The organism is Nocardia sp. NPDC059154, from assembly GCF_042755705.1.
Taxonomy (GTDB): Bacteria; Actinomycetota; Actinomycetes; order Mycobacteriales; family Mycobacteriaceae; genus Nocardia.
In genome coordinates, this window is sequence record NZ_JBHZCS010000054.1 from 1 (window position 1) to 12299 (window position 12299).

The 12299-nt window shown below is 60.0% G+C and carries 10 protein-coding genes and 3 pseudogenes; 4 read left to right on the forward strand and 9 right to left on the reverse strand.

The genetic code is table 11. The features are described 5' to 3' along the window. The first annotated feature begins 226 nt into the window (after positions 1–226). Positions 227–415, forward strand: a complete 189-nt coding sequence (locus ACFXN1_RS35755) for a hypothetical protein (protein WP_379446047.1) — start codon at positions 227–229, stop codon at positions 413–415. Next, complete coding sequence (locus ACFXN1_RS35760) at positions 412–831, forward strand: reverse transcriptase N-terminal domain-containing protein (protein WP_379463790.1); 420 nt, start codon at positions 412–414, stop codon at positions 829–831. Before ACFXN1_RS35755 ends, ACFXN1_RS35760 begins: the two co-directional genes overlap by 4 nt. Here ACFXN1_RS35760 and ACFXN1_RS35765 read toward each other — a convergent pair. Then, positions 744–1874: pseudogene (locus tag ACFXN1_RS35765) on the reverse strand (MFS transporter); the annotation flags it as partial. The gene ACFXN1_RS35760 and the pseudogene ACFXN1_RS35765 overlap by 88 nt on opposite strands. Positions 1875–2300: 426 nt before the next feature. Continuing rightward, positions 2301–2975 (reverse strand): GntR family transcriptional regulator, encoded by a 675-nt coding sequence (locus tag ACFXN1_RS35770; RefSeq protein ID WP_379446045.1) that lies wholly within the window; start codon positions 2973–2975, stop codon positions 2301–2303. Between the two features lie 229 nt (positions 2976–3204). Here ACFXN1_RS35770 and ACFXN1_RS35775 point away from each other — a divergent pair. Then, positions 3205–3820, forward strand: a pseudogene (locus tag ACFXN1_RS35775) (transposase); the annotation flags it as partial. On the opposite strand, the gene ACFXN1_RS35780 reads toward ACFXN1_RS35775, so the two are convergent. The 7 genes and pseudogenes from ACFXN1_RS35780 to ACFXN1_RS35810 form a co-directional block, all read right to left on the reverse strand. Continuing rightward, positions 3804–3992: a hypothetical protein gene (locus ACFXN1_RS35780; protein WP_379446043.1), complete on the reverse strand. Its 189-nt coding sequence runs from the start codon at positions 3990–3992 to the stop codon at positions 3804–3806. The pseudogene ACFXN1_RS35775 and the gene ACFXN1_RS35780 sit on opposite strands and share 17 nt — an antisense overlap. A 157-nt stretch (positions 3993–4149) precedes the next feature. Beyond that, positions 4150–5736, reverse strand: a complete 1587-nt coding sequence (locus tag ACFXN1_RS35785; protein ID WP_379446042.1) for an AMP-binding protein — start codon at positions 5734–5736, stop codon at positions 4150–4152. Positions 5737–6225: 489 nt separating this feature from the next. Then, entirely contained in the window at positions 6226–7110 is an 885-nt protein-coding gene (locus tag ACFXN1_RS35790) for an enoyl-CoA hydratase (RefSeq protein WP_379405112.1), read from the reverse strand. A 343-nt stretch (positions 7111–7453) separates the two neighbouring features. Next, positions 7454–8572, reverse strand: a complete 1119-nt coding sequence (locus ACFXN1_RS35795; protein WP_379463783.1) for a hypothetical protein — start codon at positions 8570–8572, stop codon at positions 7454–7456. 195 nt (positions 8573–8767) lie between these two features. Next, complete coding sequence (locus tag ACFXN1_RS35800) at positions 8768–8968, reverse strand: hypothetical protein (protein ID WP_379446040.1); 201 nt, start codon at positions 8966–8968, stop codon at positions 8768–8770. Between the two features lie 867 nt (positions 8969–9835). Then, positions 9836–10531: a hypothetical protein gene (locus ACFXN1_RS35805; RefSeq protein WP_379446039.1), complete on the reverse strand. Its 696-nt coding sequence runs from the start codon at positions 10529–10531 to the stop codon at positions 9836–9838. A 269-nt stretch (positions 10532–10800) separates the two neighbouring features. Next, positions 10801–10924, reverse strand: a pseudogene (locus ACFXN1_RS35810) (transposase); the annotation flags it as partial. Between the two features lie 756 nt (positions 10925–11680). Here ACFXN1_RS35810 and ACFXN1_RS35815 point away from each other — a divergent pair. Then, a partial coding sequence (locus ACFXN1_RS35815) for an IS5 family transposase (protein WP_379463784.1) occupies positions 11681–12299 on the forward strand: 619 nt, incomplete at its 3' end.

The following is a 12299-nucleotide window of genomic DNA, read 5'->3' on the forward strand; positions in this document are numbered from 1 at the left end:
TATCACCGCAGCCCTTGTATGAAATTGCTTGTGTCGCAACAGCAATCATCAGACAAGGGCTGCTTGCATGATCAACCGGGGTCACACCACCGGCCACGGAGGTTAAATTTCAAGCTCAGACAAGGGCGGCTGGACGTACCTGGTGTGGCCGGAGTGGAGTAGTCGCCGGACCGGACTCGACCCGCAGTCCCAGCCCGCCCGGGCCAACCCGTCATCGAGGCAGGTCATGGCTGACCCGCATCGCCCGGTTGCGGTGCGAATCATCGATGCCGACATCGCCATCGCCGGCACCCGCGACGGCCGGGTGGTGCGACGCCTCGAGCGTTACCAGCTGATCACGGCACTGACCGATCCCCGCCGCTACCGCGCCGCCGAGCTGGTCGAGCTCTACCACCAGCGGTGGTGTGCGACGTGATTGGGCCGCCATCGACTGGCGGCCTGCGTGAGGAGAACGTACGGCGGCTACGGCAGCGGATCTTCAAGGCGGAGCGGGAGGGTTCTCTGGCCACGGTCAGGAACCTGCAGAAACTCAAGCTGCGGAGCTGGAGCAACATGCTGGTCAGCGTGCGGCAAGCGGCGCAGCTGAACGTGGGACGCAAGACCGCCGGGGTCGATGTGGAGGTCGCTTTGACTTCTCGGGCCAGGATGGAGCTGGCGGTGCGGGTGCATCGTGAAGCCTGCGTGGCGATCTGGGTGAGGGATACCAACAACAGAAATGCCACTGGGATTGCTCCCGCCAGTACAAATCCCATCCGGGTCCCGAAGCGTTGGACTATTAATCCGAGTATCGGTCCTCCGAGCGCGCCGCTGCCCATTATCGATATGAGGTAGATGCCCAATGCGCGTCCACGAAGCACCGGCCCAGCAGCAATCTGAACACTGGAATTTGTTGCGGTGAACAGCTGGGTACTCGTGATACCGACTGCAGTCAACGCACATGCCAGGCTCCACAACGACGGCATAGCAGCTGCCAGGAGGTATGTGCACGTCAAGATCCATCCTGCTCTGCTCAGTGCCGCCGGTGTAATTCCGGCCCGCCCCGCAGAGATCACTCCTCCGATCACTGAACCGAGAGCGACGCCAGAAGTCAGTACAGCGTAGCCTGCCGCGCCGGTGTGGGCGGTGCGTGCATAGGTGGAGAGGATGACCGGCAAATTGAATGTAAACATCCCGAAGAACCCACCCATTAGCGTTGGCCGCCAAATATCAGCTCGTCGCAGCAGTATGCGCAGGCCGCCCGGAGCTGACCTTGTCTCGTGATTCGCTGCGCTCCGGGGTCCCCGGCGGCGGTCGGAGTCGATGCACGCAAGCGCGGTAAGTGGTGCGGTGTAGGCAATCGCGTTGACCACGAAAGCCCACCCAGGTCCGACGCTGGTGAGTAGCAGCCCTGCTATCGCCGGGCCGGCGAAATTGCCTAGGTAGAACGCTGAAAAGCTTAGACTGACAGCACTTCCTAATTGATCGTCGTCGACCAGGTTGGCAACGAATGCCTGCCGCACCGGCAGCTCGATTGCCGCGATCGTGCCCAGGGCTGCCGCCAAAAGTTGGACGTGCCAGGCAGTGACATGATGCGAAAGCGTCAATACGGCGAGCGTGGCGCCCACGGCACCTGCGGCGGTTTGGGTGACTTGCAGTACCCGTCGTCTGGGTAGGTGGTCGGCGATCCATCCGCCCACCAGGCCAAAGGCAATCATGGGAGCCCACTGCAGTGCACTGGTAACGCCGACCGCGGTGGCGCTTCCGGTTAGGCTGAGTACGAGCCAATCCTGCGCTATGCGCTGTACCCACAATCCGGTGGTTGCTATTACTTGGCCCACAATGTATAGCTGGAAATTCTTAGACCCCAGCGCAGCAAACCTTGCACGGCGGGGCATCCGTTTGAGCTGATATTTTGAGGTTGCCTGGGGACTGTCGGCCGCCCTGGTCACGGTAAAAGCCTCTCAATGAGTGTTCAGGTGCTCCACCTATCATCCTTGGTTAGGGCCAATTCCGGAAGGTAATTGATACAATAATTCCTATTGCGGTTCATAATGAATGTGCTGGAAAATGTAGCAGGGCCAACGGGCAATCGAGCAAATGACTTCTCAATGCCTGACCCCCACAGGCCAGCTCGCGATCTTGTCAGTGATTACTCGCGTCAAGCTCAACAAGGCTTGGCACCAGCGAAGTTCTTCGAACCCTTGGCCATACAGTGAATCGCATGTTCAGCTCCGAAGTGAACGCGAGATGCAGTGCCAAAAAGGTGCAGTCAGTGTCGACGACCTATTAGCCCCATCCTGCCTCCTCCTCGCTACGGAGCGCTAAATAAGTAGCGTGCGAACCTCTTCAGAAAAGGAACGCAAATGCTCTTCAGCAGCTGCACGGGCAGCCACGACGTCTCTATCGCAGATAGCTCGAACGACCGCATGCTGATCACAGTCGTGCGAGGTATGTTCAGGCATCCGGTTCAAGCAATAATGCCAGATGCGAAGAGCAAGGTTGAGATACTGATTCAGCGTGTCTTCCAGAAATGGATTCCGGGCACTCGCGTAGATGGCCCTGTGGAGCTCGGTGTCGATAGACATGAGCTCAACAGGATCGTCCGCTGTCTCCATCGTGTCCAACAAGCTTTTGAGGCCGAGCAGGTCATCCTCAGACGCGCGTTCAGCAGCCAATACCGCTGCGAGACCTTCCAATTCCACCCGAACTTCAGTTAACCACCGCTCATCGCTGATGTTGATCTCCGCGGCGAACGTCCCACGCCGGGGATAGATAACCGCCAGCCGCTCCAGCCTGAGCCGCTTCAACGCTTCCCTGACCGGAGTGAGCCCGATCTTCAGCTCGTCAGCCAGCGCATCCTCGTCCAACGGTGCGCCCGGGGGTATCGAGACTGTAATAATCTGGTCCCGAATCTGCAGGTAGGCATCATCCGCCAGACGCCTTCCGGCCTGAACCCGCTTACGGCCGTCGAGTTGAGCGTTGCTGAATTGGCGCATGACGCCAGTTTAGACTGTGACCGCAGAGAAATGTCCACGCAATGTCAGCATTGTGACCAAGCCCCTAACACACCACATCAGCCGCTCATCATAACCGGCCCCGAGAGCCCGATGGATCGATGCAGGTCACATCCATTCAGTGTCGCAGGCTGCTACGCCACTGCGCCGGCCTTTCGACCACACCGTCGGAAACATGCAGATACACCGGTAGACTCTACTGGAACCCGCCTACACACGATCGCCCCCAAGGGTGGTGTTGTGTGTGGACGAGAAATCGCAGATGCAAGCCCTGGACCGGTCGGCGCCGATGCTGCCGACGATGCCCGCAGTGCCCGCACGCCGCACCCACGACTACGTCCGGCACGGCACCACCAGCTTGTTCGCCGCCCTGGACGTGGCCACCGGCCAAGTCATCGGCCAGCACCACCGCCGGCACCGCCACCAGGAGTTCCTGCGGTTCCTCAAGACCATCGACACCAGCACCCCCGCAGACCTGGATCTCCACCTGATCTGCGACAACTGTGAGGATGATCGAGTGCCGTCCCGGGCTGTGATCTGACCCGTGCGACAACTGGCTACGGCACCCACAAAACCCCCGCCATCAACCGATGGCTGGCAACACACCCGCGTTTCCACCTGCACTTCACCCCTACCGGCAGCTCCTGGCTCAACCTCGTCGAACGCTGGTTCGCCGAACTCACCAACCGCAAACCCGCCGATCGGCCCACCGCAGCGTCACCGAACTCGAATCCGACGTCGAAGCCTGGATCCAGTCCTGGAACGAAAATCCGAAACCCTTCGTCTGGACCAAAACCGCCGACCAGATCCTCACCGCTTCTCGTTGAAGTCGTGGATCGCTTGCCGCACATACGATTCCGACACCTGCATCAGCTTCGCGATGAACCCGACCGGCTGATCCTGCGCTGACGCCATCACCACCACCACCTGCCGCATCCGGATCGGCTGCTTGCTGCGCCGCGCGATCTGAGCCAGTTTGCGACCCTCTTCCGGGGTCACCGCTCTGACCGAACACATCAGGATTGCGAGCGACCGACTTCACCTCGACGGGCAGCATCACAGCTCACCCGCCGAGGATCAACCCGCCGCCCCGGGCGGCGGTTCCAGCACCAACCTTCTCGGACGCGGCGCTAGAAACGAGGCGCGCCGCTCGATGCTAGGGCGAACTCGCTTCTGCCGTACCGAGCTTCTCCACATCGATTGTTCGTGGAGTCTGCCAGTTCTTCCGCAATGCCGATTTATCAACTTTCCCGACTGCCAGCTTGGGGATTTCATCGACAAATTCAATATACCGGGGATACATGTATCGAGGAAGCCTCTCATGCACCAAATTCATAATTTCTTCGATACTCGGCTCGGCGCCGGGAATCGGTTCGAGTACGATCTTCACTTCTTCGTCGCTCAGCTCTGACGGTACCCCGATTGCAGCGCAGTCGCTAATATCACGATGCGCCCGGATGACCGTCTCAATTTCTGCTGGCGCTACTTGCCGGCCCCGTCGCCGAATAACGTCCTTCGCCCGACCGGCGAAGTGCAACGTACCGCTACTATCACTGTAGCCTAGATCGCCTGTATGGTACCAGAGATTACGCCACACCCGGGCGGTTTCGGCACCGTCGCCAAAATACCCTGTCATGCTCGCCTGAGGCACCTTCGGCCGCACAAGAAGTTGGCCCACCATTCCGATAGGAACTGGTCGATCATCCTCGTCTGCCACGATGATCTCATGGTTCTCCGAGGCGCGCCCGATAAGCCCTGGTTCAGCCTTACCATCAAGGTTGAAGGCGACCGAGCCACACTCGGTACTACCGTAGTACTGGAGGACCCGAATGCCGAATCGGTCCTCGAATTCACGCACGCGGTCGTGCACAGCACCGCAAATGACGCGCTGTACCCGATGATCACGATCTCGGTCACTCGGCGGCTGCTTGAGCAAGATCCCCTGCATAGCGCCAACCGCTACGAACACGGTTGCATTGAAGCGGCGAATTTGCTCCCAAAATTGGGAAGCGGAGAATTTCTCGATGACGGCCGCCGATGTACCGAGGATAATTGCTGGCAACACTGTCTCCAACGCCGCGCTTGCATGGAAAAGTGGGAGGCAGGTGAAGAACACGTCCTCTCGACAATAGCCCATATGCCGCACTTTGTTCATCACAGAAAAGAGGGCGTACCCGTGGCTGAGTTCCACCGCCTTTGCCTCACCCGTGCTTCCAGATGTAAACACAAGCATCAGAGGGTCATTCGGCCGCACAGGGATCGGCGAAAGCGCAGCAGTCCCTGCCATCCCGAAATCACTGAAGGCAATCACACGACATTGCTCCGGCCGGAACACTTCATCCGAACCAGTTCGAATGATGGTGTGAACCTGTGGCGCAAGATCAATTGCGCCCGTCAATACGCTGTCGAATCTGGCGTCTGAGACAACGACACGGGCCTTCGAGAGGTTGATGAGACGAGCGAGCCGGTCGCCAGTGTACTCGCCGTTCACAGGTGCACTGATTGCACCGATACGCGCGAGCGCAAACCACATAAAGACAAACTCGGCACAATTCGGCATCAGAAGACACACCGAGTCGCCCTTTTTCACACCAAGCTCACTAAGACCATAAGCAAGACGATTGGTCTCCGCCTCCACCTCTGCATAGGTGTAAGACCGCTCTGCAAAAGCCAGAGCCAAATTGTCCGGCTGTTTCGACGACCATGTTTCCAGGTACGTCATTACGTTGCTGCTTTCAGCCACTTGACCTCTCCTCAAGCCGAAGATGCCTCCGCCGGTCATGACATATCGCCAAGGCCGCAAAGAGGCGTGTATAACTAACAAAGCTCTCGACCACCCGTACGACGACTACTGGGTCGATCTTCGGGACGCCTATGCTATCTCCTGCCCGAGGCAGGCCAACAAGCCCGGCGAAACGTCGACCGGCGCATCATTCGCAACAAAGGGCCCACATAACCATAACTTACACTATGAAGTTGAAATAGCTGTTCAGGTTCGCTGATTTATTCCTACTTCACGCGAAACGCAGGATCAGCAACGCCGTCCACTTGAGGAATCATCCGCAGCCTATACCTTCAGGGACGGAGGCGAGTTAGAGGCTGGGCTGGCCCTAACGAATCGTATCCTCCACCATGAGCGAGGCTACCCAAGCAAGGTTCGTACGGTGAGGCCAGTCAACCGAGATCCCAAGTAGCTTCCAAATCTGGTGCGCAGCAACTATGCCGCACCAAGTTATGGACTAGGGGTGGGCGCACCAGGCTTGGTCGGGTCGCTGGCCAATGCCGCTTTCACTGATCCGGTCGTGCCGTTGCCATTCATGTCACCCAGCACCTCCGCGTTATGGGCATGGGCCAACTGATGAAGGCCGAACACCGAGTCTGTCCCGCTCCGGTACCCCATGAGATCCTCGCATTGGTTAACTGCCTGCTTGGCCAACGCAAGTCCGAACTGCGGACGTTGTGCAATGCGCTGGGCTAGCCCCAGCGCAAAATCCATCAATTCCTGGGAAGGAACAACATGATTCACCATTCCCGCGCGATATGCGTCATCTGCTGACAGTCTGCCTGCCGTGAAGAGGAGCTCCTTCGCACGTCGCGTTCCAAGCTCCCAAGGATGCGCGAACATCTCAACACCAGGAAGGCCGAACTCGACAGTCACGTCGGCGAAATATGCGTCTTCGCTTGCCACGATGAGGTCACACGCCCACGCAAGCATTAGTCCACCCATAATGCACGCGCCCTGAACTGCGGCAATCGTGGGTTTAGGCAGCTCACGCCATCGGCGACACAGTCCTACGTACAGTTCGCTCTCCCGTGCGAATCGATTTTCGGCTCCCTGCTTCCCGACGTGGTCCCACCACAATGAAACTCGCTCGAAGCTGACGTCCCGGTCCGCCGTGGCCCCCCAGTCATGGCCGGAAGAAAAGTGTGGTCCGTTCCCTGCAAGGATTGCAACCCGGGCGGAATCGTCGTAGGCAAAACGCTTAAATGCGTCATCCAATGCGTAGAGCAAACGGCCGTTTTGTGCATTGCGTACGTCCGGCCGGTTCAACCGGATCACGGCGATACCGTCCTGAACGCTATACTCGACGAGGTTATCGGATGTTGTCTGAGGCATCGACTACTCACTTTCTTCGCTGGCTATGTAATACCGAAATGCCCCCCTACGCGGCATCCACGGTGTACCGAACTTTCCTCCCTGCCATGCGCGGCTGAAGGGAACCATCTTCCTTGCTTCGCTACCCCAAAGGCCATTCAATGACGGCGATTGGTCGAAAGGCAGCGGTCTTACACTCGAGGCCATTCATCTCTGCGGGACAACCTGGAGAGGCGCCTTCAGTCTGCCGAGTACGACAGGATCCGCCATTTAGAATGACTTCTCGCCAGCTGGCCGAAAGTACTCCGCAACACTTCCGTGGAGGAATTTCCGATCTCGCCTGGCCAACAAGAAGCCGGACTTGTCACCAGATCCATTTTCCCTCGTCCTTAAAATTCCAAACCGCTGTGGATTCTCCTTCATCCGGCACACGAGAAACGCTGGTATGCCCATCGAGGACACGCACTGCGGTCGCATAAAATGCGAACAAGGAAGCGTGGACCCTATCCGATGAAACTGCCTTGAATTCCCGAATGGGGGAAACACGAATCGAAAAGGCGTTCTCGCTATCCTCGAGAACCGAGAGCTCTTGGCCGCATGCACGCAACAAACCGAGAGTAAAATCTTTAACCAATGCAAGACCCGCGTTCTCGAGCCCCATTTCCCGCCGAAGCTCGCGGGTATACTGAACGGCGATACGTCTCATTGTCTCTTCGAGTAGCCAACTGGCCGTGACTTCGCCTACAAGCTTGGTAAGCGCCCTGAAAGCCGAGAAAAGGTAGCTGCGAGAATAGCTACGAAGCACCTTGAGGCGTCGTCCCTCTGTCCATACAGCCGGATCCAGCTGCGGCGCTTTACTCGCGTCAAACTCTGGCGTGCTGTCGACAAACTCAACCTTAAGTGGCTCATTGAAGTCGACTTCATGGTCGTATTCGATGAAGTAGCCCTCGTCGTACGGGTCACCGTCCATGAGCGCCTTCGTTGCAACCCATCCAAGGTTCGGGACGCCCATGAATTTTCCGTCCAGACGGTGCCAGGAACCGCCCAGGTACCTGCGAAACGCTCCGCCAGGAATCATCCCGAGCCCCATACCGCTTGGGCCGTGGTATCGTAGCCAAACTTTTTTTGGGGTCTCTTCGATATACTCCACATCGAGACCGCCTAGAATATTTGAGAAGTAGTGATACTTGGCCGCGGCTACCGCCGGCGGGTCCCAGATAATACCAAGCTTTGTCATTCCATCAATGAAATGATCAGCCTGATGATCCTGGAACTCGATCACCTGCAGGTCTTTTACAGCCTGAGCACCCTTGTGGCGCAAGAGCATGAGGTTAAGACCCCAAAACGCACTTCCAAGGAATTTAGAAGCAAGCAAGCAGTCAGCCTTCAATTCTGCAAGGGACTGCTCAGCCTCGTTCACGCTCTCGATGGTATTGACCACTTTTTCCCGTCCTGTCAGCCAGTCGCACCAGTACTTGGACACCTCAAGGGCCCACCAAAGCCAGCCATGGCCAACACGACAGTTCATCGGAATTCATCCACGACCAGCGACCCGCGTGACGCCCCGGTCGTGAGGCAGTTCGACGCACGGCACCACTAGATTAGATATGTCTCTGAAGTTTTAGTGTAATGTCACACTACATAGCACCTCTGCCAGCGTCAAGGCCGATCCAAAAGATCAGGGACCCTCCGGATCGAGAGCTGCGCTTTGCGCCAGGCCGGACCCACTGGGCGATGCCACCTCGGTTTGCCTGCCTCGACCGCGCGGGTCAGGGAGCGCGCGATGCGCGCGAGCGAGGTAGGCGCTGTCGATGTCGCGCTCAAGGACCAGGACCTCACCGCCGGCGCGGGCAGCGACCTCGGCGATGCCGGCACCCATGGTGCCGCCACCGATCAAACACCGACACGGTGCATGCAATTCGCTCCTCAACTTCGGTCGGCTCGGCCGATTTCGGCGCCATGCTCGAGTCTGCAGCGTCCGTGTAGATTCCGGGGATAGGTTGAAGCTGGACAGATTCGCCAGGACCCGCTGCGGGCCGGTTGCTGCTGGCGGCGTTCAGCGCATGGGCGACCTTTCTTCGATGAACGTGGAACAACTATTCCGGCTTTGTAGCTGTCGGGCCCATCGGCTGACGCGAAGCCGTGACGCGGGGGCATGTCGGGACTCGATTCTGATGAAGCACAGCAGCTGAGGTGTCAGTCATGTCCGGCCAACGTGCCAGCATCAGGTCGTTCTGGTCCGCGACGGCCGGGATGACTGCGCGAGTATCGAACGACTTCTTGCGATCCGGGTTGGCCGTATGCCTGAAGATTTCACCGACAGTTAGGAAATCGCTGTCGGGGCACTGGTTGGATACCAGTCGATGTCGCGGTCGATCGGCTGGGTTAGATCCAATGCGGCAACGATCCGGGCGAACCGGCCCGGATACTCCCCGACGACATCACTCGCCTCGACTGCCGGGGACAGGGACGTCTGATTGCAAATGGCGACCGGGAAAGCGAAGGGCGGGATCCCATCTCATGCGAGCTGCCCTCCGCACCGCGCTGGAGGCGCTCCAGAAGCGTGATGGATGGTTCTATACAGACAACACTCGAGTCCTGCCATGAGGGATGGTGGCGGTCTTTGCTGAGGTTGGGCTGCGAGTGGTGGGCTGATGTCGGATCGAGGGAAGACCCGCCCGGTCGGGTGGCCGGGCGGGTCGGGTGTCCCCCGACGAAACTCGATGTCGGGTTTCTTCACCACTATCTACTTCGCCTGCAATGTTGGCTCGTTGATAGTGGTGAAGTACTGGATGGCGGCGACGATCGCCGCCGGAGCGGTCACCAGCAACTGACCCGCCACGGTGCCCAGAGCACCGACGGCGATGATCCCGCCGAGACAGCCGATCGCCGCCGCTGGAAGGAAAGCTCCGAACAAGCCGATGATCGTCGCCGCCGCGACGGTCGCACCTGCGATACCGCCGAGCACGCAACCCAGCGCGGCACCGCCGATACCACCGACCGCGGTGCCGATGGTCGCGCCCATGGAGATGGTGCTGGTCAAACGCGACCACGCCGCCTGCTCACGGTCATAGTCGCTCTTCCACGGCGCTTTGTCCTCGAACGGCAACGCCACCGGCTTGTACATCGCATGCGCCGTGTCGTACTGCGGCGTCAACGTCGCAGAACGGCCGGCGATATCCGCCGCGATCGGGAACTCGAAATCATCGACCCGGAACCGCAGCGGCATACCCGTCAGTACGGTGCCGTTGGCGGCCTTGACCTTGAACACACCGTCCTCGACGACCATCGAACCGGCCTGGCTGGTGATGATGGACTGGGTATCGGTGGCGCGAGCGGTGAAATCGACCACGCCATCTGCGGCGGGTTGCGCACCGGCCGAACCGGACGCGATCCCCACCGCAGCGACCACACCAGCAGCTACCGCAACGAACTTTTTCATCCTTATTTCTTTCTCTCGGTTTTCTCCTCGGAAGCCGGCGCGATGTTTTCCATCCCGACGTCACGTTTGCATCTCTCACGAAGGACGGTGTCGCCCAAAGCGTCCTGCGCGACGGGCGTTACCCGCGACGGCCGAACTGCCGAGGGCATACCTATTTCTGTTGCGTGGCTCACTTGGGACGAGACTGGGTAGCGTCGAGATCGGTAAGGAATTGACCATGACGACCGACGCTGCGGAGGGCCAGATGCCAGGCTCGTACCCTGCTGGCGAAGCCAGAACTTCGCGCCCTCACCACCATCGCCGGCCCAACATCCGAGCATCTCGCGGCCGCCTTCGCAGGTGACCGCCAACGCCACGTATGGGCCGGTTGGCGACCTTGCCGTCGCGGGTCTTGGCTCCGGCGCAGATTTCGTGAAGCCGCGGCCCCGCACTACCGGCGTCGAATCCTCGCGGTGGCTGATAGTGGTAAGGCAGTCGACGGCCTGCTGCCAGCGCTGCCGGATCCATTCGGGGAATGTGTCGAAATCAGCGGTGCGAGCGAAGGTTTCGCCTTCGGTGCCCAGCTCCCATCAGACGGCGATGTCTGCGCGAACCAAATCGGTGCTGTGCAGGTCGACCATCAGCGGCGCGAGCTCGGGATAGCGATCTCTGGGAACCCGCGTGACCATCACGAGGTTTCTCCACCGATAGACCTGCTATGCGGCACCCGCAGTTCGCAGGGTCTCAGCCGCGCCGATTGCGGGGGCGGCTGCGTACGCGGTGGCCGGGCACCCTGGTGCCTGCTACTGACGGTGAACCGCCCGCGCTATCTCGAATGGGAAGCCGAGGAGAACGCCCCCTTCCCTCCTGGGCGAGGACGTGTCGATTCTGCGCGACCGCACCGACGGGATACTGAAAACTGCTGCCGCTCAACGAGTTCCGCCAGGGGATCGAGCAGCAGCCCGCGATATTCGACGCCGACGGGTGGGGCGCGTGCACCTGCGCAGACACCTAGGTTGTGTCTCGAAGTGAGTGATGGGGTGGCACCGCGTAGCGGTGCCGCCCCATCAGCATGTTTGATGAAGGTTGTTGGCCGCGTTGGCATATAGGCGAGGTCTCCGGTAGGTGGTTTAGCGACCAAGCAAAACCGGAGACCAACCGGAGACCTCGTTGACCAGCGTAGCGGTGGCGGGGCGAGCGGACCTGACCGATGCCCAATGGGCACGGTTGGAGCCGTTGCTGCCCTGCGGGAAGAAGGCGGGACGCCCGCCGAAGTGGACGAAACGGCAGCTCATCGACGGGATCCGGTGGCGGTGCCGGGCCGGGGTGCCGTGGCGTGACGTTCCAGCCGAATACGGGTCGTGGCAAGCGGTGTATGCGTTGTTCCGCCGCTGGCAGCGGGCCGGGTCGTGGGCCGCGATCGTCACGTCACTGCAAGTTCTGGCCGACGCGGCCGGGGTGATCGACTGGCAGGTCAGCGTCGACTCGACGACCGCCCGGGCGCACCCGCATGCCGCCGGTGCCCGCCATGACAGTGGCGGGCAGGGTGAACCGCCGGCCGGGCCGAGTGAGTACGAGCCCGCCGATCATGGGTTGGGGCGTTCGCGTGGCGGGTGGACCAGCAAGTTGCATCTGGCGTGTGACCGGGACTGCCGGGTGCTGTCGGTGCTGGTCACCGCAGGGCAGGCCGGTGACAGTCCACAGTTCACCGCGGTGCTCGATAGCATTTCGGTGCCGAGACTCGGTGGTGGGCGGGCGCGGGCGCGACCAGATCGGGTGCTGGCCGACA

Coding starts and splice junctions, on each gene's coding strand:
- ACFXN1_RS35755 (WP_379446047.1), top strand. CDS start 227: ATGGCTGACCCGCATCGCCCGGTTGCGGTGCGAATCATCGATGCCGAC.
- ACFXN1_RS35770 (WP_379446045.1), bottom strand. CDS start 2,975: ATGCGCCAATTCAGCAACGCTCAACTCGACGGCCGTAAGCGGGTTCAG.
- ACFXN1_RS35790 (WP_379405112.1), bottom strand. CDS start 7,110: ATGCCTCAGACAACATCCGATAACCTCGTCGAGTATAGCGTTCAGGAC.
- ACFXN1_RS35800 (WP_379446040.1), bottom strand. CDS start 8,968: ATGGGTGCCGGCATCGCCGAGGTCGCTGCCCGCGCCGGCGGTGAGGTC.
- ACFXN1_RS35805 (WP_379446039.1), bottom strand. CDS start 10,531: ATGAAAAAGTTCGTTGCGGTAGCTGCTGGTGTGGTCGCTGCGGTGGGG.